The organism is Streptomonospora sediminis (assembly GCF_054778995.1).
In genome coordinates, this window is sequence record NZ_BAAGYZ010000001.1 from 1 (window position 1) to 25,477 (window position 25,477).

23 protein-coding genes are annotated in these 25,477 nt (G+C 70.9%); 13 read left to right on the top strand and 10 right to left on the bottom strand.

The window, feature by feature from the left end; genetic code table 11:
* The first annotated feature begins 187 nt into the window (after positions 1–187).
* From ACYVD5_RS00005 to ACYVD5_RS00015, 3 genes are all read left to right on the top strand, one after another.
* Positions 188–2,032 carry a phosphoenolpyruvate carboxykinase (GTP) gene (locus tag ACYVD5_RS00005; protein ID WP_460998767.1) on the top strand — a complete coding sequence of 615 codons (1,845 nt, stop codon included), beginning with the start codon at positions 188–190 and terminating at the stop codon, positions 2,030–2,032.
* A 265-nt stretch (positions 2,033–2,297) separates the two neighbouring features.
* The gene (locus tag ACYVD5_RS00010; RefSeq protein ID WP_460998729.1) at positions 2,298–2,492 is read left to right on the top strand and encodes a helix-turn-helix transcriptional regulator; all 195 of its coding nucleotides are present in this window, start codon (positions 2,298–2,300) and stop codon (positions 2,490–2,492) included.
* Complete coding sequence (locus ACYVD5_RS00015; protein WP_460998730.1) at positions 2,479–2,895, top strand: hypothetical protein; 417 nt, start codon at positions 2,479–2,481, stop codon at positions 2,893–2,895. Before ACYVD5_RS00010 ends, ACYVD5_RS00015 begins: the two co-directional genes overlap by 14 nt.
* Positions 2,896–2,980: 85 nt before the next feature.
* On the opposite strand, the gene ACYVD5_RS00020 is transcribed toward ACYVD5_RS00015, so the two are convergent.
* Positions 2,981–3,961, bottom strand: a complete 981-nt coding sequence (locus tag ACYVD5_RS00020) for a PRC and DUF2382 domain-containing protein (protein ID WP_460998731.1) — start codon at positions 3,959–3,961, stop codon at positions 2,981–2,983.
* 313 nt (positions 3,962–4,274) lie between these two features.
* Between ACYVD5_RS00020 and ACYVD5_RS00025 the strand changes: the two genes are divergently transcribed.
* From ACYVD5_RS00025 to ACYVD5_RS00045, 5 genes are all read left to right on the top strand, one after another.
* A complete protein-coding gene (locus tag ACYVD5_RS00025) occupies positions 4,275–4,496 on the top strand; it encodes a zinc-binding dehydrogenase (protein WP_460998732.1) in 222 nt (73 codons plus the stop codon).
* A 485-nt stretch (positions 4,497–4,981) separates the two neighbouring features.
* Positions 4,982–5,758, top strand: coding sequence for a bestrophin-like domain (locus tag ACYVD5_RS00030; protein WP_460998733.1), 777 nt, complete (start codon positions 4,982–4,984; stop codon positions 5,756–5,758).
* A gap of 1,524 nt (positions 5,759–7,282) precedes the next feature.
* On the top strand, positions 7,283–8,170 hold the full coding sequence (locus ACYVD5_RS00035) for an NAD(P)-dependent oxidoreductase (RefSeq protein ID WP_460998734.1): 888 nt from the start codon (positions 7,283–7,285) through the stop codon (positions 8,168–8,170).
* Between the two features lie 217 nt (positions 8,171–8,387).
* Entirely contained in the window at positions 8,388–9,137 is a 750-nt protein-coding gene (locus ACYVD5_RS00040; protein ID WP_460998735.1) for a L,D-transpeptidase family protein, read from the top strand.
* A gap of 346 nt (positions 9,138–9,483) precedes the next feature.
* Positions 9,484–10,719 (top strand): right-handed parallel beta-helix repeat-containing protein, encoded by a 1,236-nt coding sequence (locus ACYVD5_RS00045; RefSeq protein WP_460998736.1) that lies wholly within the window; start codon positions 9,484–9,486, stop codon positions 10,717–10,719.
* Between the two features lie 104 nt (positions 10,720–10,823).
* On the opposite strand, the gene ACYVD5_RS00050 is transcribed toward ACYVD5_RS00045, so the two are convergent.
* Positions 10,824–11,501 (bottom strand): TetR/AcrR family transcriptional regulator, encoded by a 678-nt coding sequence (locus tag ACYVD5_RS00050; RefSeq protein ID WP_460998737.1) that lies wholly within the window; start codon positions 11,499–11,501, stop codon positions 10,824–10,826.
* A gap of 128 nt (positions 11,502–11,629) precedes the next feature.
* On the opposite strand from ACYVD5_RS00050, the gene ACYVD5_RS00055 reads away from it, so the two are divergent.
* Positions 11,630–12,556: a zinc-binding dehydrogenase gene (locus ACYVD5_RS00055; protein ID WP_460998738.1), complete on the top strand. Its 927-nt coding sequence runs from the start codon at positions 11,630–11,632 to the stop codon at positions 12,554–12,556.
* Positions 12,557–12,988: 432 nt separating this feature from the next.
* Here ACYVD5_RS00055 and ACYVD5_RS00060 read toward each other — a convergent pair whose 3' ends face one another.
* Both ACYVD5_RS00060 and ACYVD5_RS00065 read right to left on the bottom strand, forming a co-directional pair.
* A complete protein-coding gene (locus tag ACYVD5_RS00060) occupies positions 12,989–13,513 on the bottom strand; it encodes a lytic polysaccharide monooxygenase auxiliary activity family 9 protein (protein WP_460998739.1) in 525 nt (174 codons plus the stop codon).
* Between the two features lie 784 nt (positions 13,514–14,297).
* Complete coding sequence (locus ACYVD5_RS00065; protein WP_460998740.1) at positions 14,298–15,344, bottom strand: sulfotransferase family protein; 1,047 nt, start codon at positions 15,342–15,344, stop codon at positions 14,298–14,300.
* 194 nt (positions 15,345–15,538) lie between these two features.
* On the opposite strand from ACYVD5_RS00065, the gene rnhA reads away from it, so the two are divergent.
* Positions 15,539–16,012 (top strand): ribonuclease HI, encoded by a 474-nt coding sequence (gene rnhA, locus ACYVD5_RS00070; protein WP_460998741.1) that lies wholly within the window; start codon positions 15,539–15,541, stop codon positions 16,010–16,012.
* A 67-nt stretch (positions 16,013–16,079) separates the two neighbouring features.
* On the opposite strand, the gene ACYVD5_RS00075 is transcribed toward rnhA, so the two are convergent.
* The 5 genes from ACYVD5_RS00075 to ACYVD5_RS00095 form a co-directional block, all read right to left on the bottom strand.
* Positions 16,080–16,646, bottom strand: coding sequence for a DoxX family protein (locus ACYVD5_RS00075; RefSeq protein WP_460998742.1), 567 nt, complete (start codon positions 16,644–16,646; stop codon positions 16,080–16,082).
* A gap of 212 nt (positions 16,647–16,858) precedes the next feature.
* Positions 16,859–17,791 (bottom strand): DUF3592 domain-containing protein, encoded by a 933-nt coding sequence (locus ACYVD5_RS00080; RefSeq protein ID WP_460998743.1) that lies wholly within the window; start codon positions 17,789–17,791, stop codon positions 16,859–16,861.
* 136 nt (positions 17,792–17,927) lie between these two features.
* On the bottom strand, positions 17,928–19,556 hold the full coding sequence (locus ACYVD5_RS00085; RefSeq protein ID WP_460998744.1) for a peptide chain release factor 3: 1,629 nt from the start codon (positions 19,554–19,556) through the stop codon (positions 17,928–17,930).
* Between the two features lie 16 nt (positions 19,557–19,572).
* Positions 19,573–19,986 carry a MerR family transcriptional regulator gene (locus tag ACYVD5_RS00090; RefSeq protein ID WP_460998745.1) on the bottom strand — a complete coding sequence of 138 codons (414 nt, stop codon included), beginning with the start codon at positions 19,984–19,986 and terminating at the stop codon, positions 19,573–19,575.
* A 187-nt stretch (positions 19,987–20,173) separates the two neighbouring features.
* Positions 20,174–20,713 (bottom strand): hypothetical protein, encoded by a 540-nt coding sequence (locus ACYVD5_RS00095; RefSeq protein WP_460998746.1) that lies wholly within the window; start codon positions 20,711–20,713, stop codon positions 20,174–20,176.
* A 679-nt stretch (positions 20,714–21,392) separates the two neighbouring features.
* Here ACYVD5_RS00095 and ACYVD5_RS00100 point away from each other — a divergent pair.
* Together ACYVD5_RS00100 and ACYVD5_RS00105 are read left to right on the top strand one after the other, a co-directional pair.
* Positions 21,393–22,001, top strand: coding sequence for a TetR/AcrR family transcriptional regulator (locus ACYVD5_RS00100; RefSeq protein WP_460998747.1), 609 nt, complete (start codon positions 21,393–21,395; stop codon positions 21,999–22,001).
* Between the two features lie 49 nt (positions 22,002–22,050).
* Positions 22,051–23,262, top strand: coding sequence for a cytochrome P450 (locus ACYVD5_RS00105; RefSeq protein WP_460998748.1), 1,212 nt, complete (start codon positions 22,051–22,053; stop codon positions 23,260–23,262).
* A 103-nt stretch (positions 23,263–23,365) separates the two neighbouring features.
* On the opposite strand, the gene ACYVD5_RS00110 is transcribed toward ACYVD5_RS00105, so the two are convergent.
* Positions 23,366–24,226, bottom strand: coding sequence for a helix-turn-helix transcriptional regulator (locus ACYVD5_RS00110; RefSeq protein WP_460998749.1), 861 nt, complete (start codon positions 24,224–24,226; stop codon positions 23,366–23,368).
* A gap of 209 nt (positions 24,227–24,435) precedes the next feature.
* Here ACYVD5_RS00110 and ACYVD5_RS00115 point away from each other — a divergent pair, with 209 nt between their 5' ends.
* Positions 24,436–24,744 (top strand): YciI family protein, encoded by a 309-nt coding sequence (locus ACYVD5_RS00115; RefSeq protein ID WP_460998750.1) that lies wholly within the window; start codon positions 24,436–24,438, stop codon positions 24,742–24,744.
* Positions 24,745–25,477 lie beyond the last annotated feature (733 nt).

Below are 25,477 nucleotides of genomic sequence, written 5' to 3' on the forward strand. Positions count from 1 at the left end.
TGCGCCCGCCGCCCGCCCGCTCGGCGCCGCACGCGTCCGGCCGCCCGAGCGGGCGCGCGCGACACGCCGCTTCCGCCGCCTTGCGTGCAGTGACCCCTGGTGGGGCGGGAACTCGGCGGCAATGTGGACCATTGGTCTAAACCTCCTGTCTAGGCCAACTGGCCTGATGGCCGTGGTGTAAACGATGATGCGGACTGACGCTGACGAAGGAGCCGATGTGTCGCAACAAGTGACTCGCCCGGACGTGGTCCCCACGGAGCACAAGGAACTGACCGAATGGGTCCGCGAGGTCGCGGCCCTGGCCCGGCCCGACGCGGTCGTGTGGTGCGATGGCTCGCAGGCCGAGTGGGACAGGCTCACCGGTCTACTGGTCGAGCACGGCACGTTCGTCCGCCTCAACCCCGAACTCCGGCCCAACAGCTTCTACTGCCGGTCGGATCCGAGCGATGTCGCGCGGGTCGAGGACCGCACGTTCATCTGCGCCGAGCGCGAGCAGGACGCCGGGCCCACCAACAACTGGGTCGCCCCCGCCGAGATGCGCGCGACCCTGGCCGGCCTCTTCGACGGCTGCATGCGCGGCCGCACCATGTACGTCGTCCCCTTCTGCATGGGACCGCTGGGCGGCGATATCTCCCAGCTCGGCGTGGAGATCACCGACTCGCCCTATGTCGTGGTCTCGATGCGCATCATGGCCCGGATGGGCGAGCCCGCCCTGCGGCTGATCGAGGAGCGCGGGACGTTCGTGAAGGCGGTGCACTCGGTGGGTGCCCCGCTGGAGCCGGGGCAGGCCGACGTGCCCTGGCCGTGCAACAGCACCAAGTACATCTCGCACTTCCCGGAGACCCGGGAGATCTGGTCGTTCGGTTCCGGCTACGGCGGCAACGCGCTGCTGGGCAAGAAGTGCTACGCGCTGCGCATCGCCTCGGTCATGGCCCGCGACGAGGGCTGGCTGGCCGAGCACATGCTGGTCCTCAAGGTCACCCCGCCCCAGGGCGAGCCCCACTACGTCGCGGCGGCCTTCCCCAGCGCGTGCGGCAAGACCAACCTGGCGATGCTGGCGCCGACCGTGCCGGGCTGGCAGGTCGAGACGATCGGCGACGACATCGCCTGGATGCGCTACGACGACACCGGCCGGCTGCGCGCCATCAACCCCGAGGCCGGGTTCTTCGGCGTCGCACCGGGCACCGGTGAGACCACCAACCTGAACGCCGTCAAGGCGCTGTGGGGCAACAGCATCTTCACCAACGTCGCGCTGACCGACGACGGCGACGTGTGGTGGGAGGGCCTCACGCAGGAGCCGCCCGCGCACCTGATCGACTGGAAGGGCCGCGACTGGACACCGGACTCCGCCGAGCCCGCCGCCCACCCCAACGCCCGGTTCACCACCCCCGCCGATCAGGCGCCGACGATCGCGCCCGAGTGGGAGGACCCCGCCGGGGTGCCGATCTCGGCCATCCTGTTCGGCGGCCGCCGGGCCACTGCCGTACCGCTGGTCAACGAGTCCTTCGACTGGCAGCACGGGGTCTTCCTGGGCGCCAACGTCGCCTCGGAGAAGACGGCGGCGGCCGAGGGCACCGTCGGCGAGCTGCGCCGCGACCCCTTCGCCATGCTGCCGTTCTGCGGCTACAACATGGGCGACTACTTCGGCCACTGGTTGGAGGTCGGCCGTGCGGCCGATCCGGCCAAGCTGCCGCGGATCTTCTACGTCAACTGGTTCCGCAAGGACAGCGGGGGCCGCATCGTATGGCCCGGTTTCGGCGAGAACAGCCGGGTGCTGAAGTGGATCGTCGAGCGCCTCAACGGCACGGCCGAGGCGCAGCAGACGCCCATCGGGCGCGTGCCGGCGCCGGGGTCGCTGGACACCAGCGGGCTCGACCTGTCGCGGGAGGACCTGGAGTTTCTGCTGTCGGTCGACCCCGGCACGTGGCGCGAGGAGGCGTCGCTGATCCCGGAGTTCTTCAAGACCTTCGGCGACCAGCTGCCGGACGAGCTCTGGGATGAGTACAACGCCCTGGTGAAGCGGCTGGGCTGACACCGGCGCCCGCAGGGCGGGCGCGGACAAGCACCAACAGGAGCGGGAGGTCCCTGCGCAGCACCGCACCGGCGGTAGCGCGCACCAGGGGTGGGACCTCCGCGGCGGACGGCCGGGGACGGCCGGAGGCGATGCGCCTTCGACCGTCCCCGGCCGTCCGCTTTTGTGCCCGGTCGCTTTGGGGCCCCGTTCCGCAGGCGCGGGCGCCGGCCCCGGGGTGACAAGCGAGCTTGACACTCGCGGGCATGTAAAGCACGCTTGTCATGTGCGTAGCGAAGTCAAAGAGCTGCGGGTCTCGGTCGGGATGTCCCAAGGGGCGCTTGCCGGAGTCCTCGGCGTCTCGCGTCAGACGATCAACGCGATAGAGACCGGGCGCTACGACCCATCGCTGTCACTGGCGGTACGGATCGCCCGGCATTTCGAACGAACGGTTGAGGAGGTCTTCCATGTCGATGACTAGGACGATGACCAAGCGCATGTGGCTGGTGGGGACCGTGCTGCTGGTGGCCGCGGCCGCGTTCGCCGCCATGGCGTTCATCACGATCCCCAACTGGTACATGCCGGTCATCCTGACCGTTGTCCAGTGCATCGGCCTGGTCAGTATCTTCCGGGTGCATCTGCGGCCGGAACAGGCCTCCGACTCCCAGCGCGCGACCTTGGGCGGCTTTCTGGACGAGCGCGACCGGGAGCTGACAAAGGGCGCATTCGCCATCGTCGGCGCGGTCGCGCTGCCGTTCAGCGTGGTCGCCGCCTACGCGGCGCTGCTGTTCGACGCGGACGCGCAGACCTTCGTCACCGCGCAGTTCCTGGGGCTGCTCCTGCTCTACCCGGTGGCCGTGCGGTACCTGGCGCGGCGCCGGTAGCACCCGCCCCGCCCCCGGCAGTCCGCCGTCCATCGCCGCGGTCCGCGTACCGGGTCCGGACGGCGGTCGCTGGGGTCCGCCCGCGCTACTCGGCCGACGACTCCGGCGACTCCGCGGATTGCGCCGGCTCGGGCGAGTCCGCCGACTCGTCGCCCTCCAGTTCGACGCGCTCCATGCGCCGCTCGCCGCGCACCGTCTGCTCCTGGGTGACCTGGTGCTTGCGGACCCGCACCCGTTCGACGGGCACGGATTCCTTCGAGACCGTGGCGCTCTCCGCCCGCAGCGTGATCTCCTGATCCTCGGTCTCCATCCGCGTATCGCCGAGTTCGGAGCCGTCCACGGGTTCACGCTCGATGGTGACCTCCTCGTGGGTGACGGGGACGGTCTCCTCGAACTCCTCGGTCTCGACGTACTTGCGCAGGTGGAGGTGGCTTGCCTCCGCGGGCTCCGCGTGGACGCGCACCTGCTCCTCGAAGCGGGTCATCACGGCCGCATCGGTTCCGGCGCCCGTTTCGGCCCCGGGCCGAGCAGCGGCCTCCGGGCCTGCCGCGGCGCCCGCACCGGCATCCGGTGCGGCTTCTGCGCCCATGCCGGCTTGCGCACCCGGCTCGCCGGCGGCGCTCGGTGCGGCCTCTGCGCCACCCGTTCCGGCCCGGGTGCTCATGGTCGCGGCGCTGGAGGCTTCATGGCGGCCGGAACCCTCCGCCGCCCCGCCCGTCTCCTCGGCGCTGCCGCGCTGTTCCGGTACGCCGGAGTAGGGGAGACCGTAGTGCTCGTAGATCCGCCGCTCCTCCTCCATGGAGATGCGCTGCCCGACGTCGAAGTGCGGGGCGTTCTTGATGGTCTGTTTGTCGTAGGGCACCTGGATGGCCTCTTCGGCCGAGCGGGCCCCTTGCAGCGGCACAAAGCTCTCCCGCGTGCCGAACAGACCGGTGCGTACCGTGACCCACTTCGCCACGTCGGTGTTGTCGTCGTAATAGACCTGCCCGATCTTCCCGACACTGCTGCCGTTGCTGTCCAACACGCGGTGGCCGATCAACCCACCCGCTCCGGTGCTGGTGGTCATGGCGAACTCACCCCCGAATCGCTGCCTCGCCAACGGCACGCTCGGTCGAGCGTGTCCGGTGTCTGGACCGTAAGCACCCGCTATCCGTCGCATCACCGGCAATTCGGACATGGTGTAATCCAGGGCCACTCTGGAGGTGCCGTTTACCCCTGCCGGACCACCGGACCTCCGGCGGCCCGCCCCGGTCATGGCGAGCCGCGCAGCCGGTCGCGCCCGCCGGGCAGGGACCCGCCGTGCGCCGGCCGCCGCCATGTTCCCGGGGTGCTGCCGTCTCTGCGCAGGAACGCGCGGCAACCTCGCAGCCGGCGAGGGCATGGACCTGACACGGTTCCTGAACCGCGGCGCGACGCTGCGCACCATCATCGTCGGCAGCCGCGGCGACTTCGAGCAGATGAACCGGGTCATCGGCCGGCACCGGCTGCGCCCCGTCATCGACCGCGTCTTTTCCTTCAGCGAAGCGCCCGACGCGTTCGCCTACTTTGCAACGGGAGCACACTTCGGCAAAGTCGTCATCACGAACCAGCAGTGTGCCTAGCAGTGTGCCTTGGACAGGTCGGACCGACCTATCCCCCCGGTGGGTCGGCCGTGCCGTGCCGCCCGGATGCGGCGCCGGATCCGGGCATTGATTCGCGAGCGGTGGCTTTTCGGTGCGAGGCGGCAGCGGTGGCCGGTGCGGGGCGGAACGGGGACTTGGTGGCCAGGTCGAGGTGTGCAATGCGGCATGGCGGCTGCGGATCGCGGCGGTCGGATCGGTGCGGGTGGGGCGCGGTCCGCGTCCGAAACGCAAGTTCCGCATGCATCGGTCGAGGTTCCGGAATAGCAGGGAACCGAAATAGCGAACCTATTTAGACCGAATCGCGGATTCTAGTGGGATCGCCGGATTCGGAAATACTGGTTGTGGCTGAAGTTGCAGTGGGTTCCATGGTAAAGAATGGGCGGTGATCCGCCGATTTGGTCGGCGGTCACCTGTCGGCGGGGCCGATGTCCGAACAGCCGTGGAACCCACTTTTCAGGAGAGCCATGACGCTCAACCCGATCGCGGTGTTCGTCATCCTTGCTGTGTTGCTGATCACCGGGATCGTGGTCGCCCGCAAGTTCGTCATCTCCGCCGACGACTCCGAAGGCCCGATCGGCGTCCTCATCGCACCCTGCGTGCTGTCCATCTACCTCATCTCGCTCGCGATGGGCCTGGTCATCGGCTGGGAGAACCACCGGGGGGCGGGCGATGCCGCAGTGGTCGAGGCAGGGCACGCAACGGCGCTGTACTGGAACACCGCCGCACTTCCCGAGGAAGAGGGCGCGCGGGTGCGCTCCGACGTGCGCGACTACGTCCGCGCGATCGTGCGCGCCGACTGGCCGGCAATGCACGAACGGCGCGAACTCGACCACAGCGCCGCGGCTGCACTCGACCGCCTGCGTATCAGCGTCAACGAGGTACCCGACGACGATGCGGCCAGCGCCCTGGAGAACCTCCACGCGCGGCAGAACGTGACCGAACTCGTGCAGACCCGGGTGGAGCGCGCCGAATCCGCAGCCGACACGATTCCCCGCTTCGTCACGGGGGCAGCGGCCGTCAGCGGGCTCGCGGTAGTGGTGCTGCCGTTCGGCATGCGGGTGCGCGGGTCGCCGACACGGATCTTCTGGGCGGTGGTGAACACCCTGTTCGTCGCGGCCACGCTGTTGGCGCTGCTGCTGCTCGACAACCCCTACGCCGGGGCGCTGGCGACCGACTCCGGCGCGTTCCAGGACGCGTTGGCCGGATTCGACCGCATCGACGCCGCGATCGGGGGCTCGTGAGTAGCCGACCCCTGGGCTGAAGGGGCCGGGTCGGTACCGGTCCGCTGTGCGGCCTTGCGGTCTGCCGAGCGACGGGTGTTCTGCAGACAAAAGCGGCTCCGAGGGCGGTCGTCGGCCCGGGCGGGTCGGCGTGGGCTGTAGTCGGCGATGACCATGCAGAAATGCCCGTCTCAGCTCGAATATGCTGGCATTTCTGCAGGGTCATCGGTGCGCCGGGTGGACCGCCCCTTGCGGGCGGGAGCGGTGGCCGCCCGCTCGCGGCCGTTGCTGCCGCTTTTCAAGTCCAGATCACCTGTGGGCCGACCGCGGGCAGGGCCGCCCAGCGGGCCCGTTTCCGACCGGATCACAAGCCCACCGATCAGGACATTAGCGGCGGCCGCCTGCGGTCCCCACGGCCGCGGCAGCGGCGATCAGCACGACGATGACCATGATGTGCATCGGCTGGAATCCGTCGGGTCCGGGCTGCTGCCGGCTTTCGAGCGGTGGGGCACCGACCAGTTGCGCCTCCTGCGGTGGCTCGGTTTCGGGGCGGTCGGGCGCCGGCGGTGATGGCGATGGCGCCGGCCCCGCGGGCGCCGACTGCTCGAAGGCGCGCGCCTGCGACAGGAGAGCGGGTTCGGGCTCGGGAGGCCCCGGGGGTCGTTCGGGCGCGGCCGCGGGTGGATCCGCGGGTTCGGGCGCAGGTGGCCCCGGTGGTTCCGGCGGCCCCGGTGGTTCCGGCGGGTCGGGTGGCTGCGGCGGGTCGGGGGGTTCCGGCGGCCCCGGTGGTTCCGGCGGGTCGGGTGGCTGCGGCGGTTCCGGTGGTTCCGGCGGGTCTGGGGGTTCCGGCGGGTCGGGCGGCTGCGGCGGGTTCGGCGGATCCGGTGGGCACGGCAGATCCGGTGGTTCCGGCGGATGCGGGGGACCGGGCGGCCCCGGTGGCCCCGGTGGTTCCGGTGCCGCGGGAGGGGCGGGCGGTCCCGCCGGCCCGACCGGTCCTGCAGGTCCCGCCGGGGGAGCGGCAGGACCGGACCTCGTCGGCGCGGCCGCAGCGGGCGCGGCTCCCGCCCCGGCTGCGAGCGCGGATCCGATGGCGAACACGGCCAGCACGCACGCGCACCAGCGCAAGCGGCGCCGACCGACGGTACGACCTCGGGGCATGGGCGGCGGAACTCCTCATCCGGGGCGGTTTCTCGCTGATCGCCCACCTTGTAGCACGGTAACGGAGGGGCGGGCGTGTTCACCGGGTCGCGCGGGAAGCGCCACCGGCAGCGGAGCGGCTGTTGCGTCCATAGGCCCCAGGGGTTTCGTGCGCGACCGCAACCGGCTGAGGTCGGCGGTTACCGAAGCGGTGCGTGCCCCGGTAACGCTCCCGGACCGTATCTCGGTCCGTCGCCGCCTCGGCAGGATCCACTGTGCACAGGACCCGGCCTCCCGACCGGGTGGCCAGGTCGTCGCTCCGCAGCCGGTGCACGGCCGCCGGAACGGGTCGCGGGGTGGCGAAACCGACGTTGTGCGCCCGGCCCGCGGGGTAGCAACCCGGGCATGAACGCAACCGACCCCGCCGGCCCGCCGGCAGATCCACCCCGTGTCGCCGTGCTCGGCACCGGCATCATGGGCGCACCCATGGCACGCAACATCGCGGCCGCCGGCATGCCCGTCCGCGTGTGGAACCGCACCGCCGCCAAGGCCCGGCCGCTGGCCGACCACGGCTGCACCGTCTGCGAAAGCCCCGGCGATGCCGTCGCCGACGCCCAAATCGTGGTCACCATGCTCACCGACGGCGACGCGGTCGAGTCACTGATCGCGGACCTCGTACCGCCCCGCGGCGCGGTCTGGGCGCAGACCACGACCGTGGGAACGGCCGCCACCGCACGGCTGGCCGAGCGCGCCGCGCAACTGGAGTTGGAGTTCATCGACGCCCCGGTGCTGGGCACCCGCGCGCCCGCCGAGCAGGGCACACTCACTGTGCTGGCCGGTGGCCCGCAGCATGCGCGGGCGCAAGCGGCCCCGGTGTTCGACGCGATCGGTTCGCGCACGGTCGCCCTGGACGAGGCGGGGGCGGCGAGCCGGCTCAAACTGGTCGCCAACAGTTGGGTGCTGGCGCTGACCTCGGCCACTGGCGAGGCGCTCGCGCTCGCCGAAGGCCTGGATGTGGACCCGCGCAGCTTCCTGGACCTGGTCGCGGGCGGTCCGCTCGACAGCGGCTACCTGCACGCCAAGGCCGATGTCATCCTGGGCGGCGACTACACCCCCAGCTTCTCCGTCGCCAACGCCGCCAAGGACGCCCGGTTGGTGCGCGAGGCAGCCGAGGAGGCGGGTGTGCGCGCGGATCTGGCCGCGGCGTCGGAGAACCGCATGCTGCGCGCAACCGCCGCGGGCCACGGCGGCGACGACATGGCTGCGGGCTACTTCGCCAGTTTCCCGCCGTAAGGCCCGGCTGGAGCGGACCGCGCGGGCACTGCGGCCGCCGCCGCGCCGATCTTGGCCTGATCCGGCCAGAGCCGCGGGGTTTGCACGCTGGAACGGCAGGTTGCCCACGGCAAAGGCCGGGGCGGGGCCGCTATAGCCCCGCCCGGTACGGGTGCGCTGCGTGCCGACGGATGTTCCGACGGTCATTCCAGGGTCAAGTGCGGGTAAAAAGTGGGCCATGGACGCACTTAAGTCGGGCATTCGCCTCCACTGCACCAGAGCCGCGGTCTGTGTCGCACTGACAGCCGCGGCCACCGGCGGGTGGAGTGCGGCCGCGCATGCGGCGGCACCTCCGGTCGCGGCGCCGGCGGCCCAGGAACAGCAGGCCGAACAGCCGCTGCTGAATCTGGGCGACTCCGGTGGCGCGGTACGCGAGGTGGAACAGGATCTGCAGGAGCTGGGCTACTGGCTGGGGCCGGTCGACGGCGAGTACGACGTCCGTACCAGCCAGGCCGTCTTTGCCCTGCAGAAGGCGGCGGGTATCGCGCGCGACGGCGTGGTGGGCCCGGATACACGGGCGGCCCTGGCGGAGGAGCCGCGCCCCGAGGCCTCCAGTTCCTCGGGGAAGGCGATCGAGATCGATCTGGACCGCCAGTTGCTGCTGGTCGTCAAGGACGGCGAAGTGCAGCACATCCTGAACACCTCCACCGGTTCGGGCGAGACCTACACCTCCGAGGGGCAGCAGAAAGTCGCCGTAACGCCCACCGGCGAGTACGAGTTCTTCCGCCATGTCGACGGCTGGGACAAGGGCCCGCTGGGCTCGCTCTACCGGCCGGCCTACTTCAACGGCGGGATCGCGGTGCACGGCTACTCGTCGGTGCCGCCCTACCCCGCCTCCCACGGTTGCACCCGGGTGAGCATCCCCGCCATGGACTGGCTGTGGGCCAACGGCCACATCACCGCGGGAACACCCGTCATCGTCCGCTGACCCCCGTATGTGCGGGATCAACGAAAGAGCGGCGTCCGACTCCGTTGCAGGGGTCGGGCGCCGTACTCGTACCGGGGGGGGAGGGGCCGAGCCCGCGGCTCCCCGCCGGCCCACCGGACCCTGCGCCCCGCGGCGCCGAATCGGCTGGGACGGCCGAACCCGTCGACTGAATCGTTTGAAGTCCATCGCCGCAGGTGGCCGCACTGCTCCGGCCAACCGCCGAAGGCACCCGGCGAAGGCGGGTTGCCACGGTGTGTGCCCGTTGTCATACTCGCAGCATCGGTAAGCGCTTACCAAGCAGTGCAGCACTGGCCCCTTTCCTCCCTCCCCCTACTGACAGGAGCGAATGATGGGACTCCACAGCGCACGATCCGGCACGCCCAGCCGCCTGCGGAAACCGGCACTGCTCGCGGCCGGCCTGGGATCGGCCTGCGCACTTGCCCTGGTGGCCGCCGCGCAGGCGCCCTTCAGCCCGGCCGAACCGGCAACGGCAGCGGCGGCCGCCGGTGGTGCGGGAACCACCGCCCAGGCCGCCTGCGGCGACGGTTCCTATCAGGCCGAAGCCGTACGCGAGGGTGACACCTGGACCGCCCGCAACGGCGGTGAAACGGTTTACACCGGCGGCAGCATGCTGGAAGCGATGCGCGCGGCAGTGGGCAGCCTGACGCCCGGGCGCACCTCGATGGAAGGCGTCGTGGTGCGCGGTTCGGGGACGATGAGCGCCGGACGGTCGCTGGACCTGCCCAGTTACACCTTGCTGGATGTCTGCGGCACCATCGACGTGACCGGAACGCCCAGCGGCGACAACGCGGTCGTGCGCGCCCGCGGCGCCCACGACATCTCGGTACCCAACCTGACCGTCACCGGAGCCCCCTACTTCGGTGTGTTCGTGCGCAACGGCGAGAACGTCCACCTCGGCCAAATCGACCTGCGCCTCTCCGGCGGACTGGGTATCCGCATCGACAACCACAGCGACCGCAGCGAGCCCACCCGCAACGTCACCATTGACGATGTCCACGTCTCCGGCACGGACAACCACGGCGTCGAGACCTACGGCGTCGACGGGCTCGACATCGGCACCGTGGTCGCCCGCGATACCGCCTATTCGGGTCTGCTGCTCAACGACACCACCAACGCCGAAGTGGGCACGGTCGACGGCGAGGGAGCCGGGACCGGAACCGGGTACGCGGCCTTTCGCATGGCCAACCGCAACGGCCGGGTCGGCGACTCCTATCCGGTCAACATCCACGTCGGAGAGGTGATCGCCCGCGGCGGCGGGCGCGGGCTGTTCTGCGTGTCGGAGAGCGGCGGCGCCGTCATCGACCGCGTCGACATCGCCGGCACCGGCAGCAATGCCATGCTGCTGGAGAACTGCTATAACGTCACGATCGCCGCGGAATCGGGCAGCGTGTCGGGTCCGGGTGACATCCGCATCGCCTCGCGCGGCGAGTTCCCGGTCTCCCGCGACATCACGCTGCAGAACCTCACGGTCACCGACTCCGCCATCAACGAGAACCCGTGCGGCGAGAACACCACCGTGCGGAACAACACCTTCGTCAACAGCAGCCGCAACGTCTGCTGACCGCCGGCCCGGCCGCGGTGTCCGCGGCCGGGCCGGTCGTGGCGGAGAGCCCGGCTGCGCTCGGCCGCGGATGGCGGTTGTCCGGCGGTTCCGGTCCGTTCCGGCTATCCGGCCGCGGGGCCGTCCGGCTGCGGGGCGGTGAGCTCCAGCGCCGCGGGGATGGCGGCGAAGGCTTCGGCGAGCCGGTCGGCGAAGGCCTCGCGCGTGGGTTCGCCGCCCGCCGCCGGCCAGCCCTGCTGGCCGAGCCGCCATGCGGTGGTCACGAAGTCCAGCAGCGCGCGGGCGCGCAGTTCGCCGGCCCCCGGCAGCCCGAGGCGCCGGCTGAAGGTCCCGAGCGAGGACTCGGTGATGTGCGCGCAGAACGCCAGGTCGTGGGCCAGGACCGCGGGATGGCCATCGGCGATGCGGCGGCTCGCCAGGAACCGGTGCTCCCAGCCTTCGGGCATCGACAGCAGGGTGGCGATGAGGACATCGCGCAGGGTCTCCACCAGGGGGTCGCGTAGCGGGTGCTCGGCCAGCCTGATCTGCACCGCCGCCCAGAACTCCTTTTCGGGGGCGATGGCGACGTCTTCCTTCGAGGTGAAGTTCCGGAAGAACGTGCGCTTGGAGACCTCGACCCGTTCGACCAGCTCATCCAGCGTGACGTGGTCGAAGCCCCGTTCGGTGAACAGCTCCAGCGCCGTGTCGACGAGTGCGCGGCGGGTGCGCAGTTTCTTGCGCTCGCGCAGCGGCAGCTCCTGTTCGCGGGGGGCGAGGGGCGCGCCCGAAGCGGGGGTGTCCATGGTGCCAGCGTAGCCGCCCGGCGGCGGTATGCGCCTGTGTGGTCATCGCCACTAAGACGTTAATGCCACTAAGTGGCAATTGTGTGCCAGGATCTGGGTGACCGCTTCGACCCAGGAGGAACGAACCGATGCATGCGCTCACCATCGACCACACCCGCCCGGGACACCTCGCCCTTGCCGAGGTCCCCGACCCCGACCCCGCACCCGGTCAGGCGCTGGTGCGGATCGGCGCCGTTTCGCTGAACTACGGCGAGGTCACCGGCCTCGCGGACGCCCCGGACGGTGCCGTCCCCGGCTGCGACGCAGCAGGGACGGTTGTCCGCGCCGCCGCCGACGGCAGCGGCCCGCCGGTCGGTGCCCGCGTTTCGACGGCGGGCTACGACGGCGGCTGGGCCCAGCTGAGGGCCGTTGACACCGGGATGCTCGGGACCGCACCCGACGGCGCCGACCTCGGCTTGCTCAGCACGGTCCCGGTGGCGGGTGCGAGCGCGCTGCGGGCGCTCCGGCGCATCGGGCCGATCCTGGGCCAACGGGTCCTGATCACCGGTGCCACGGGCGGTGTCGGCCGCTTCGCCGTGCAGCTGGCCGCGCGCGGCGGCGCCCACGTCATCGCAATGACCGGCGACCGCGCACACGCCGATGGGCTGCATGCGCTCGGTGCCCACGACGTCGTCACCGCCGTCCGGGAGCTGGACTCTCCGGTGTGGGGTGTCATCGACCTGGTCGGCGGCGCGCACCTCGTCGCCGCGTTCGGCACACTCGCCGCCGGCGGCACGCTGGTGGCCGTGGGCGACAGGAGCGGCACGGGGGAGAGCTTCGGGTTCGGGGACCTGACGGCGGACGCCGCCACGCACAACCGCACCATCGCCACGTTCTTCCTGGGCGGCGAGCCTGACCTGGCCGGCGACCTCGCCTGGCTGGCCGCCGAGGTCGCCGCCGGCCGCCTCGATCCGCACGTCACCTGGCGTTCGGACTGGGCCCAGGCTGACGGGGCCGTCGCGGCCCTGCTGAACCGCCGCCTGCACGGCAAGGCGGTGCTGGAGATCCCCGCGTAGCCGAGTGGCCGAGCAACCGAGTGGCCCGTTCGGCCCTCGCCCGCCGTCCGGCCGAATCACCCAGGTGCCCGCCCTTCAGACTGCGCACGGTAGGGGTGCGTAGGATCGCCTGGTACGCCGCCCGGTACAACGGGTGCGCCGATCGATTGCGGGACGGCTGGATGGAATCACCGGAATATACGCGCCGAACCGGTCGGCCGTGGGACTGGAAAACCACCCGGGAAGGCCGGAAAAGCGCCGGGCGGGCACTGTTCTTCTTGTGGGGCGCGGTATATGGAAATGATTTCCAGTGCGGTTTCGCCGCGGAAGCCGAACCCGGTGCGCGGCGTCCCGGACGGAAATTCACCGCGCCCGGTGGGAATTCCGTGCGCGGGCGTCCCGCCGCAGAACCGGCCGGTTCTGCGGCGGGACGCGGTGCCGAGCCGGGGAGGCTCAGGCGGCGCCGACGTTGACGTCGACGCACGCGTAGAAGGCGTTGGCCGTGTCGGCGATGTTCCATACGGCCAGGACCGTCTGGTGGCCGCTGTAGCCGCTCAGGTTGACCTGGTGGCTGACCGTGGGCGCCGGTTGGGCACCGCCGTCGTTGAAGGATGCGACCTTGTCGTTGCCGACGAAGTACTCCCAGGTCGAGGTGCGGTGCCGCACGTTCAGCGACCAGGTGAAGTCGAGGCTGTTGCCGACCGGGGTGACCGCCCACCCCTTGCTGTTGTCGTCGAGCTCGGAGAAGCGGCTGTTGCCGCCGCTGCAGCTCTTCAGTCCCTTGGGGCCCTCGACGCTCTGCGGCTCCCACTTGATCTGGCCGCACTCGACGGTCCCGGCCGCGCACTGCGCCTGGCGGCTGGGCGGCGATGAGACGTAGCCGTGCGCGCTGGCGGTTCCGGCGGGCATGAGCCCGAACAGCAGGGTGGTTGCGGCGGCGACCGCCGCGCTGGAGAGGGTGGCCTTCTTCAGGTTCATGGAAGTCCTTCGTGTCGGGCAGCGCCGCCCCGCGCGGCCGGCAGGGCCGTGTTTCAGAGCGGGGCGTCGCCGTATGCGGGGATAGCGGGGTAGCGGGGGATGGTGAATGCGGGGCGGTTGGAACGGGCGGCCGCCCGGTGCCCGGCCGGGGGTAGCCGGTGGCCGCGGAGGAACACCGGTTCGCCGATGCCGCGGGGCGCGTCGGCTCCCCGCGGTTCCGTGCGGTACGGCATTCCACGGCGTGCGGTTTTCCGCCCTCGACGGCTAACGGCGCCGTTCCGCTGAATTCCGGGGACCGCCGACCCGATCCCAATTCGTTTCCGTCGAGTGGTCCTGACGGTAAAGGGCACGCCACACGCCGTCAAGGACCCGTAGCGCTGCGCGAATTCCCGGAATTCCCGTTCGGCGCGCGTTCGCCGGCCGCGTTTGCGCGTGGGTTGGGACCGACCGGTACTGCTCGGCGCGGAATTAAGGTGCAGGTGCCAACCTGGGGTATTGCCGCCGTCGCGCGGTGCCCGGTCTAGACCGCGTTACCGGACCGCGCTGCGCTGGGGCGCTTCAGCGTCCATGGCCGCGGAGGTAAGCACGGTGTATCTCCGGCGCTACAGTTTCCGCCCGTTGGCGGCACGGTCAACAGGGGCGGCGATGATCGTGCAAAAATGCCCAGCACAGCGGTGAAACTTAGGCATTTCTACACGAAAGTCCACGTCAGTGCGCCGGGTGGCTGGGTGGCCCGCCGCTACCGGGCGGGCCGCTCCGTTGGGAGTCCTCCGTCGAGAGTCCGTCAGGAGTCGGAACCCGCCGGGTGCTCGCCGGGCACCGCAGTGCCGTCCTCGGCGGTCACGATGGCGACCCCGGAGTCGGACTCGCGCAGCCGCCGCAGCCGGTCCTGCCAATTGCGCTTGCGGTGGGCGAGCCGCCGCTTCGTGCTCACCCGTGCGTAGCGCGCCAGGCGGCCGGCCGACGCGCGCTCGGCGCCCGACAGTTCGTAGCCGTTGTCGCGCAGCCGCTTGGCCAGCACGGTCTCGGCGAGCGAGGCCTCCCACGGCTCCAGCCGCTCCTGCCAGGAGCCCGAACTTGCCGCGTTGACGTCGCGCCGGGTGTTCTGGTGCCAGGTCTTGAACTTGGGCACCGCGCTCTTGGCGACCCGGCGCGGCTCGCACATGTCCGGGTAGAACTCCTCGCCCAGGAAGCCGCAGAGCGCGGAGAGTTCGCGGGCCGGGTCGGCGACCAGGTCCTCGTAGCGCAGTTCGTAGAAGGTGTCGGGGCCCAGGCGGCGGGCGGCGGCGCGGCCGTAGTCGATCGCCTCGGCCCACGTGGAGATGGCGTGGAAGCTGTCCAGCTTGTACCACGGCATCTGCTTGAGCGAGCCGACGCAGTCGCGCCCGTCGCGGATGAGGTGCACGAACTGCGCGTTGGGGAACAGCCGCGCTAGCTCGTCGATCCCCTGGTAGTAGCCCGGCCGCTTGTCGCCCCAGCGCGGCTTGTCGAACCGGCGGGCGTACTGGCGGAACACGATGCCCAGGGCCGAACCGATGGTCGGCGGGCCGCCGACGATGGCGGCGACCGTTTCATCGCGATCGAGTTTCAGGTCGCCGTATCGGGTGTTGCGCGGACCGGTGATCGCCTCGGCGAGCGCGCGCCGGTTAGCGGGCTCGTGCAGGTCGCCGAACTCGGCCCGGCGGCGGTAGACGTCCAGTGCGAACCGGGTCTCCGGGGGGATTGCGATCCGCGGGTGAGCGTGCAGCATCAGTTGCAGCAGGGTGGTGCCCGATCGCGGGCACCCCAGGATGATGATCATCCGCTCGGCGGAGGAAGGCCAGCCGTCCACGGGGGAGCCACCGCCCATCGTTACGGGAGCAAGGTGCGAGTGTGGTCGCGGGACCGCCCGGGCGGTCGGCCCGGCCGCGGTGATCAGGACAGCCTAGCGGGATCCGGCCGGTGCGGGACGCATGCCGCGGCCGCACGCCGGGCAGGGCGTGTACCCGCTCGCAGCGCCCGGGCCGGCGCGGTAGATTGCCGCACGTGCAAACGAGCGGAGACCAGGACCCCGGCGCCGCGCAGCCGGTGCAGATCCATACCGACGGTGCGTGCGCGGGCAACCCGGGCCCCGGGGGCTGGGGCGTCGTGCTCAGCTTCGGCGAGCACGCCAAGGAGCTTTACGGCGGCGAGGAGCAGACCACCAACAACCGCATGGAGCTGATGGCGGCCATCATGGCGCTGGAGGCACTCAAGCAGCCGGTGGTCGTGAACCTGCACACCGACAGCACCTACGTGCGCAACGGCATCACCTCGTGGATCCACGGCTGGAAGCGCTCCGGGTGGCGCACCCGCGACAAGAAACCGGTCAAAAACGCCGACCTGTGGCAGCGCCTGGACGCCGCCGCCGGCCGCCACGAGATCCAGTGGCGCTGGGTCCGCGGCCACAGCGGCGACCGCGGCAACGAGCGCGCCGACCAGCTCGCCTGCCGCGGCCGCGACGAGGCGCGCAGCGGCTGAACGCGCCGCACACCGCTATACCGCTCGCTATACGGGCACGCCGCTGCGTGCCGCAGACCCGAATCGGTCATTCGAAGTCGCCCTCGGCGCTGCCCTGATCGGCGAGGCTCTCCGGCTCCACGGCATCCTGCGCGAGATGGCGGTGCTTGCGGGTGACGACCAGGGCCACGGCCGGTACCACCGAGACCAGCGCCGCGTAGCGCATCCACGGCCGGTCCAGGACGTGGCCGGTCAGCTCGTCGAGCGAGATCCGCCCGGGCCCCTGCACCACCAGAGCCATCGCGCTCAGCGCGATCAGCGCCGGGTACTCCAGGCCGCCCTCGGTGTTGAAGAAGCCGTTGGGCGCGTGCATCTCGGCGGCCACGCCCATGGTCCCGGCGACGGCCGCGCCGCCGGCCGGTGTGCCCAGGCCGAGGACAAGCGCGGCCCCGCCCGCGGCTTCGGACAGCCCGGCGGCGGTCGCCATCGGCCGGCCCGGCCGGTAACCCATGCTGTGGAAACCGCTGGCGGTGGCGTCGAGGCCGCCCCCGTTGAACCAGCCGAACAGCTTCTGCGTGCCGTGGGCGAACAGCGTCGCCCCCAGCCCGGTGCGGATGGCCAGGGCGGCCACATCGCCTGCCGTCGCGCGTCCCATGGTGCGAACCTCCCCGCGTCCTACTGCTGCGAGCCGTGCGGTGCCGCCGGTGCGCGGCGGACCGCAGCACCCGCTACCCGTTCCGGTCCGGCCGAAAGCCGACAGCGCAGGAGAAGAGTCAGCAGAAGAGCAGGTGGTTCGCCGCGCAGCGGCCGAACGGCTGCGGCGGCTCGGCGCGGGAGATCCGCAGTGGCGCCCGTGCGGCCGCCGGCTCAGACGTTGGCGCCGACGACAGCGAGCACCGTGGCGACGACCGCGAACACCAGCCCGAGCGCAAGCGTCAGCACCGGCGCCAGCAGCAGCCGCCCCGGTCCGCCCACGACAAAGCGCGTGGGTTCGGCGGGCTGGTAAACCACCTCGACCTGCCGGCCGGGCCGGTTGCGGTCCAGACCGGGGGTATCGTACGCGCGGCGGTGTACCTGGCGGCCGTCGGGCAGCGCGAACCGCACCGCGTAGGGGTGGGCCCGCGACGAGTCGCCATCGCTCGACCGGCGGACCTCCGTCCACGTCTGGGTGACCACGCCCGCGGCCGTGACGGCGGTGCGCTGCTTGCGCCGGGCGTCGGCGACCATGCCGATCCCCGAACCGGCCAGCGCCACAGCGGGCGCGTAGAAGACCAGTCCGGCCGCAGTGAGGAAGTACCCCGTGTAGGCGGCATCGCCGGGCGAGTGGCGGACCAGCGTGAACGCCATCAGGCCGACCCCGCCCAGCACGAGCGCGGCCGTCGCGGCGACGAGGGCCCCGACCAGCCAACGGCGCCCCGGCGGCGGCCCGGAGGTGGCGCCGTTGACGCCGTGCACGTAAGGGTTGCGGGTGATCTCGGCGTTGCCGGGATCGGCCGGGTCGAACAGCACCTCCACCTGCCAGCCCTCGGCCGGGACGATGCCGCCGAACCCGCTGGTGAACCACTGCTCGTGTCCGGCGCCGTCGGGCGCGGCGAAGCGCAGCAGGAACGGCTGCTCGTTCTTCCCGCGCTTTTCCGGGATCGCCGGCTCGACCGCCGCGACGGCGGCCTGCGTACGCACCCCGTGCTCCTCGCGGCGGCGGCGCCTGCGCCGGTCGCGCACCCCCAGGACGGTGAACACGGTGCCCAGGATCGCCAGGACGACCGCGAACATCGCGGCGACCAGAATGGTGACGGTCAACAGGGGGTACCAGCCTTCCCGCATCAGCCGCGGACTCAACGCACCGGCACGATACCGCCCGGGGCGCGTCCGGCCTGCTGGGCGGGGGCCGGTTGCCGTACCGGGCGGAAGCCCCCCGGCCGCGGGCGCGGCCGGGTCAGGAGTCGGTTTCGGCCCCGCCGGCGAGCAGGGGTTCCAGGACCAGATCGGGGTTGTCGCGTTCGATGACCCGCAGCCGGTACTTGTTGTGGATCAGCACCAGCAGCTCGCCGTCGGAGCGGCGCTTGAGGACCTCGGCGCCCGAGAGCGCGTGGGCAGCCGGCGCCGAAGCGGCATCGGTGCGCCGCGCCAGCGAGTACTCCAGATGCGCCAGCTCAATGGGGGCGCGGAACTCCTCGGACATGCGGTGGGCGACCACGTCGAACTGCAGCGGGCCCACCGCGGCCAGCACGGGCGCCTGCTCGCCGCGCACATCGGAGGTCAGCACCTGCACCACGCCTTCGGCATCGAGCTGGGCGATGCCGCGCTGGAACTGCTTGTAGCGGCCGGCGTCCTTGGCGCGGGCCACCGCGAAATGCTCGGGCGCGAAGCTGGGGATGGGCGCGAACTCCACCTTCGGGCCGGTGTAAAGGGTGTCGCCGACACTGAGCGCCGCGGCGTTGACCAGCGCGATCACATCGCCGGGGTAGGCGGACTCGATGGTGGAGCGCTCGCTGCCGAACACGGCCTGGGTGTACTTGGTGGCGAACGGGCGCCCGGTGGCGCCGTGGGTGAGCACCATGCCGCGCTCGAACCGGCCGGTGGAGATGCGCAGGAACGCCATGCGGTCGCGGTGCGCCTTGTCCATGTTGGCCTGCATCTTGAACACCTGGCCGGAGAACGGCGCCCCGACGGGCCGGTGCCCGCCCCGGGAGTCGACCGGGTCGGCCGGGGCCGGCGCCAGCTCGACCAGGGTGTCGAGCAGCCCGGCGATGCCGAAGTTGGGCAGCGCGGCACCGAACAGCACCGGCGAGGACTCGCCGGCCAGGAACGACGCCTCGTCGAACTCGGCGCCGATCTCGCCGAGGAGCTCGATCTCCTCGGTGGCCTGGGTCCAGGTCTCCTGCTCGACCTCGGCGGCCTGGTCGGGAGTCATGTGTTCGGCGATGGCACGGGTGGCGCCGCCCGGTGTGCGGGTGAACTTGGTGTAGGAGCCGTCGCTGCGGTCGATGAGGCCGCGGAAGTCGCCGGCGATGCCCACAGGCCAGTTCATCGGAGTGGGGCGCAACCCGATGCGCTGCTCGATCTCGTCCAGCAGTTCCAGCGGTTCGCGGCCGGGCCGGTCCCACTTGTTGACGAAGGTGATGACCGGCATTTTGCGGGCGCGGCACACGTCGAACAGTTTCAGGGTCTGGGCTTCCAGGCCCTTGGCGGAGTCCAGCAGCATGATCGCGCAGTCGACCGCGGAGAGCACCCGGTAGGTGTCCTCGGAGAAGTCGGCGTGGCCGGGGGTGTCGAGCAGGTTGAGCACGCAGTCGCCGTAGTCGATGCGCAGCGCCGCCGAGGTGATGGAGATCCCGCGGGCCTGCTCCATGTCCATCCAGTCGGAGGTGACGCCGCGCCGGTCGCCTTTGCCGTGGACCGCGCCGGCCGAGGTGATGGCGGCGGCGTGCAGCGCCAGTGCCTCGGTGAGGGTGGACTTGCCCGCGTCAGGGTGGGAGATCACCGCGAAGGTGCGCCGGCGGGCGGCTTCGGCGGTGACCTCGGCGGTCGTCTTCGCTTCGTTGTCGGTTGCTGTGGTGCTCACCGCTGCTATCGCTTCCTCACCTGTGGTCGGCCGTGGGCAGGTGGGTGCGCCGCTGGTCGCGCAGCCGCCCGGCGAACTCCTCGGCCATGTCGAGCTGCTCGCGCAGGGCGCGGCAGCGGGTTTCGGCGGCCTGTTCGAACATGTCCAGGCGTGCGGCCAGGGGCGCGCGGTCCTGCTCGTCCAGGCCGGGTTCGGCCAGTTTGTCGAGGATCTCCAGCAGGTCCCGGGTTTCTTCCAGGCTGAAGTCGAGCGGTTTCATCCGCTTGATCAGCAGCAGCCGGCCGATGTCGGCTTCGGTGTAGAGCCGGAACCCGCCGCGGGAGCGGGCCGAGGGTTCGACCAGCCCGACCTCGCCGTAGTAGCGGATGGTCCGCAGGGACAGGCCCGTGCGTTCGGCCGCCTCGCCGATTTGCATGTGTTCTGCGCCCATCGACGCACCTCCTACCCCGACTCTACCGTCGCGTAAGAATCGCACGTAACGGCTTCGGAGAGGCGGAAGAGTGCGATGGGGCGCGGTGCTCTCCGCTGCGGTTCCGCACCTCCGACGCAGGCACCCCGCGGCCCGCGCCGGCGGGGGAATCGGGGATGGGGGGGGGGGGGGGGACGGCGGCGGTTGTTCACGGGGCGGGAGTTCCGGACTCTGCAGGGAAGGCGCTGTTGATCCGGTACTCGGTCGCCGCCGCAAGAATGTCCTTGGCCAGCGGGGAGAGGCAGCTGGAGAGCAGGCCCGGGTGCCCCTCGGGCGCCGGGCAGATGAGCAGCGCCAGCAGGCGGAGGGTCCGCGTGAGCGCCTCCAGGTTCTCGGTAAGCACCAGCCCGCAGACCGGCCGCCAGATCGCCTGGATCACGGTTTCGGCGATGCTGCGGTGCGATTCGACCCAATGGGGGTGGCCGCCGGTCGCCAGCAGCGCCGACACCGCGAGCTCGGGCACCCGGTCCAGCCCGGCCCTAACGGCCGCCGACGCCCTGGCCAACTCCGCGAGCAGTTCGCACCAGAAGTGTCTGGTGAGCGAGCGCATCGGGGTTTCGCCGTCGATCCGTGATCCCGTAGTGGCGAGAGATGATTCGAATTCGGCGGCCGCGGTCGCGCACGCCGGTCCGGCGATTATGTCACCGACTTCTTTCAGGTTGCAGGCGGGCTTGGGGTTTACAGCCAACCAGTCGACGATATCGGCCACCGCTGTATCGACCGCCGCAACGCGCGCGTTTTTGATCGGCCACTTGGCTCCGGTCTTATCGGCGGCGGCAATTGCGGCCGACCAGTTCCGGTCCGCTTCGGAGCGGCGGGAGTCCCGTGCGTGCGGGGTATCGGCACCGGCCAAGGTGAGGCGGCCGGGCCAACCGTGTTGGGAGCCCCCGCAGCCGCCGCAGCGGCATCGGTGGCGTCTGGCGTTCTCGCATGCTCCGTTGTGCGCCACATGGCCTCCGGTGCGGTCGGCGCGGAATACATCGGGGGACCTGAACGCCGAAACACCCGGAATTAGTGGCCGCTTTTTATCGGTCAACACCCTTGACCGTTAATCCCGAACCGGGGTCGGCACGACATTCGTATCACGCCCCGAACGCCGCGGATTATTCATCCGCCGCCACTTTCCTGTGGCCATTCGGTTACGGGAATGGCCCTACAGCAACCATTGCGTGCCGCGCAGGGAACGGACGGAAAACGGCATAGGCGGTACCGCACCCCGAGCGCCGACGCGCGCTCGCCCGGCCCGGATCCTGTCGCCCGCATGTACCGGGTGCCGGGCCTGTACCCCGGACCCGAGTCCGACCTGTGGGCCGCCGCTGCCGGCACCGCGCTGGACAGTTACATTACAGTCATGTAATTTAATCAATATGACGCAGCCTGACGGTTCCCCCGGCCGCCCCCGCAGCACCGAAGCCGACGCGGCCATCCTTGAGGCCGCCGCCGACCTGCTGATCGAAGAGGGTTTCGACGGGGCCAGTATCGACCGGGTCGCCAAGCGGGCGGGCATCAGCCGGCCGACCATCTACCGGCGCTACACCGGAAAAACGGAACTGCTCATCGCGGCGATCCACTGGATCTACCGGTACCAGCCCGAAGAGATCCCCGAACCCCGCGACATCGAAGAGATGCTCGGGTGGTGGGCGCAGGCGATCGAAGCGCCGGAGAACGCGCGCATCCGCGCCATGGTGCTGCGCCTCATGTCCTCGGCGCGCGACCATCCCGAGTTCGACGAAGCGTTCCGCCGGTTCAGTACCGAACCGCGCAACGCACTGGTCCGCACGGTTCTGAAACGGGAGAAGGAGCGCGGCCGGTTCCCCGAGGACACCGATCTGGAAGTCGTCCAGACGATTCTCGGCGGTGCCGTGGCAACCTACCTGACCGCCCATCCCGAGGGCGGTTCGGTGCCCGAGGCCGAGCGCTTCTTCTTGGCCGTGCTGCACGAGACACGGTTCCGCCCTCAAGGCCGCCCGCGGTGACAGCAGCCACCACCGACCACCACCAGCCCATCCCCACAGGAGGCCCGCATTGACCGGGACCGCACCCGAGGCAGCTCCGCTACCCACCGCCCGCCCCGGCCCGTTCGACCCGCCCGCCGAGATGACCCGGCTGCGCCGCGACGAGCCCATCAGCCGGCTGGCCTACCCCGACGGCCACGTCGGCTGGCTGGTCACCAGCCATGCCCTGGCCAGGCAGGTCCTGGCCGATTCGCGGTTCAGCGCCCGCGGCGAGCTCAGGCACAACCCGGATCCCGGGGCGGACACCACTCCGCCGGGCCCGGCTCCGCGGGGGATGTTCCTCAGCCACGACGCGCCGGAACACACCCGCTACCGGCGCCTGCTGACCGGCCAGTTCACCGTCCGCCGCATGCGCCGGCTCACCGAACGCATCGAACAGGCCACCGCCGAACACCTCGACGCCATGGAACGCCAGGGCCCGCCGGCGGACCTGGTCGAAATGTTCGCCGCGCCGATCCCGGCCCTGGTGATCGGCGAGCTGCTCGGCGTCGCCGAAGACACCCGGGCCCGGTTCCAGCGGAGCGTGGCAGCGGTGTCGCGGGTGGACTCCACCCGGGAAGAGAAGGTCGCCGGCTTCATGGAGATGCAGGGCTTCCTGACCGAGCTGGTGGCGGCCAAACGGGCCGAGCCCACCGACGACCTGCTCAGCGGCCTGGTGACGGGCGGCGAACTGGAGGACGACGAGCTCACCACTGTCGCGTTCCTCCTCCTCGGCGCCGGGTTGGACACCACCGCCAACATGATCGGCCTGGGCGCCTTCCTGCTGCTGCGCCACCCCGACCAGCTCGCCGTCCTGGCCGACGAGCCGCAGCACAGTGCCGGCGCCGTCGAGGAACTGCTGCGGTACCTGAGCATCACCCCCTACACGAGCCGCACCGCACTCCAGGACATTGACCTGGGCGGGCAGCGGGTCCGCTCGGGCGAGACCATTACCGTCTCGATCGCGGCGGCCAACCGCGACCCCGAGGCGTTCGCCGAACCCGAAACCCTGAACCTGCGCGGCTCGGCAAGCGGCCACCTCGCCTTCGGCCACGGAATCCACCAGTGCCTGGGCCAGCAGCTCGCCCGGGTCGAGATGCAGGTCGCCTACCCCGCCCTGTTCGCCCGGTTCCCCACACTGCGACTGGCCGTGCCCGAGTCGGAAGTACCCACCCGCGACGACATGGCCGTTTACGGTGTCCACAAGCTGCCGGTCACCTGGGGGAACGACGACGCGTCCTGAGCCAGTGGGCGACGCGCCGTCCACCGGAGACCCCGGCTGGGCGATCCCCGCCCGGTACTTCTGCTGACCTGCGACGGCGACCGGCGCCCTACCGCCGCCGGGCTCAGGACTGCGGCGGGGGTGCCGGGTTCGCCCGGTTGGTGGCCCATGAAGAGAGGAGGGCGAGTTTTTCGGCCGAGGGAGAGCCGGGTTCCGGCGTGTACAGGGCCACGTACTGGTCGTTGGCCTGGGGGATGGCCAGTGACTGGTACGACAGCTCGAACTCGCCGACCGCGTCGTGCCGGACGCGTTTGGTGAACGCTCCCGGGCCGGAGAGCCGGTGCTCGGTCCAGTACGCGGCGAACTCCGTCGAGCCGGCGGTCAGCTCGCCGATCAGGTCCTGTACCGCCGCGCCTCCGGATTGCGCGGCCGCTGTTCGGAGGGTCGAGGCCATGTCCCGCGCGGAAACCGCCCAATCCGGAAACACGCGGCGCGATTCGAGCCGCAGGAAAATCCATCGGGCGAGGTTGCGCTGACCGGGCGGCGGATCCAGCAGGCCTTCCAGCAGGACACCGGCCATCGTGTTGGCCGCGAGCACGTCCAGCATCGAATTGTGTACCAGCGCCGGGATCGGCGCGAGCGCCTCGATCATGGCGGTGACTCCGGGCGATACCGGCTGAGCGTGCGGTGCGGGGTCCGGTTTCGCGTCCGCGCGAGTGAGCCTGCGCAGGTGCGCACGCTCGATGCCGTCCAGCTGCAGCGCCTTCGCGAGCGCGTCGACGACCTGGTCGGACACGTTCCGCGCGCGCCCCTGTTCGAGGCGGGCATAGTAGTCCGTGCTGATGCCCGCGACGATCGCGAGCTCTTCGCGGCGGAGCCCCGGGGTGCGCCGGCCGATGGCCTCCCACTCCAGCCCGACATCCGCGGGTTCCAGCCGGGCGCGCCGCGAACGAAGAAACCCGCGCAGTTCTTCGGAGCGGTCCATGCCGCCGAGTCTATGACCGTGCGCCGCGGCCGGGGGCGGCGGTAACAAGTACTGCCGGACCTAGGTCCAGGGAGTCCCGAACCGGCGGGCCCCGCTCAACCAGCGCCCGGCTCATCTGTTGCCCCATGGGCGGCGGCGGCGTTGAGTGTGCCGGGTGGGGCGGTCCGCCTGCCCTTTCCCAATCTCGCTGCGACTGAGAAGAGCCCGCAATGGCCACGACGTTCACCGTCATGTACAGCTACACCGCCGACGCCGAACTCCAGGACGCGACCCGCCCCGCCCACCTCGACTACCTGCGCAAGCTTGTCGACGACGGCATGCTGCTCGCCTCCGGTCCCTGGGGACCCGACGATGCCCGCGGCGGCCTGCTGGTCTACCGGACCGGGGACCGGGCGGCCGTGCAGGCGATCGTGGACGCCGATCCGTTCACGACCGCGGGCGTGGTGGCCGAGGCCCGGATCCGCGAATGGGTGCCGCTGCTCGGACCGGCGGCGGGCGCGTTCGCCGACCGGGCATGACGCAACGGCGCTAGCCGACCGGCAATGGCCCGGCCGGGCGGGCGCCGGCGGCCCCGGTGATCAGAATTGCGGAGTTCCGGATGGCTGTATCCCCGGGTGCAGGCGGCGATTCCATTCCGGGTTCCTGCGGGGGTATTCGTCCGCTGCACAACCGCCGGGGCCGGCCGGTGCGCCCCGGGCGACCGCGGTGTTCCCGGCGTCCGATTCCGCCTTAAGTTCGCCGCATATCCGGCGGGGCAAAGGGCGGCAATGGGTCGGTGTGGGCGTGATATCAGGATTGCCCGGGAGCGCCCTTCGTTCGGTGTCCTTTGTTTGCTTCGTGGTTGGTGGTGACTTTTCGATGGGCGGCCGGGAATTGCAGTGTCCGGCTCCGAATGACCGGGTTTGCCGACTGGGGGTATTTCGGCCCTTGAGGAGTTGAGGTTGCCGTCATGACGTGCAACGATCTCGTCTGCAGAGCTCGTGCGCCGGTGCGGCTCCGGAATGCCGGCGATCGTCGGATAGCTGTACCACGATGGCCCTGAGCAACGCGGTAGTGGTAATTCTGCTGGTTTTCGACAGGAGTAGGAGTGTGATGACGAATAGCTGCCGGCGGTCCGCAGAGATCCGTGCGTTCATTCACGATGCCGTCGCACGGAAGACGGGCGCTACCCCGCTTCAGTACGAAGGGCCGCCCTGGGAAAAGCTGGAGGAAGCGCAAACGCTCCCGAACCGGAAGCCCTGGCTTACCTGC

Bases quoted from the DNA above. Each gene is read 5' to 3' on its own strand.
- ACYVD5_RS00075 (WP_460998742.1), bottom strand. From the start codon at position 16,646: ATGGGACGCGCGACGGCAGGCGATGTGGCCGCCCTGGCCATCCGCACC.
- ACYVD5_RS00045 (WP_460998736.1), top strand. From the start codon at position 9,484: ATGATGGGACTCCACAGCGCACGATCCGGCACGCCCAGCCGCCTGCGG.
- ACYVD5_RS00110 (WP_460998749.1), bottom strand. From the start codon at position 24,226: ATGGACCGCTCCGAAGAACTGCGCGGGTTTCTTCGTTCGCGGCGCGCC.
- ACYVD5_RS00115 (WP_460998750.1), top strand. From the start codon at position 24,436: ATGGCCACGACGTTCACCGTCATGTACAGCTACACCGCCGACGCCGAA.
- ACYVD5_RS00090 (WP_460998745.1), bottom strand. From the start codon at position 19,986: ATGGGCGCAGAACACATGCAAATCGGCGAGGCGGCCGAACGCACGGGC.
- ACYVD5_RS00020 (WP_460998731.1), bottom strand. From the start codon at position 3,961: ATGACCACCAGCACCGGAGCGGGTGGGTTGATCGGCCACCGCGTGTTG.
- ACYVD5_RS00060 (WP_460998739.1), bottom strand. From the start codon at position 13,513: ATGAACCTGAAGAAGGCCACCCTCTCCAGCGCGGCGGTCGCCGCCGCA.
- ACYVD5_RS00015 (WP_460998730.1), top strand. From the start codon at position 2,479: ATGTCGATGACTAGGACGATGACCAAGCGCATGTGGCTGGTGGGGACC.
- ACYVD5_RS00055 (WP_460998738.1), top strand. From the start codon at position 11,630: ATGCATGCGCTCACCATCGACCACACCCGCCCGGGACACCTCGCCCTT.
- ACYVD5_RS00050 (WP_460998737.1), bottom strand. From the start codon at position 11,501: ATGGACACCCCCGCTTCGGGCGCGCCCCTCGCCCCCCGCGAACAGGAG.
- ACYVD5_RS00100 (WP_460998747.1), top strand. From the start codon at position 21,393: ATGACGCAGCCTGACGGTTCCCCCGGCCGCCCCCGCAGCACCGAAGCC.
- ACYVD5_RS00035 (WP_460998734.1), top strand. From the start codon at position 7,283: ATGAACGCAACCGACCCCGCCGGCCCGCCGGCAGATCCACCCCGTGTC.
- ACYVD5_RS00030 (WP_460998733.1), top strand. From the start codon at position 4,982: ATGACGCTCAACCCGATCGCGGTGTTCGTCATCCTTGCTGTGTTGCTG.
- ACYVD5_RS00025 (WP_460998732.1), top strand. From the start codon at position 4,275: ATGGACCTGACACGGTTCCTGAACCGCGGCGCGACGCTGCGCACCATC.
- ACYVD5_RS00040 (WP_460998735.1), top strand. From the start codon at position 8,388: ATGGACGCACTTAAGTCGGGCATTCGCCTCCACTGCACCAGAGCCGCG.
- ACYVD5_RS00005 (WP_460998767.1), top strand. From the start codon at position 188: ATGCGGACTGACGCTGACGAAGGAGCCGATGTGTCGCAACAAGTGACT.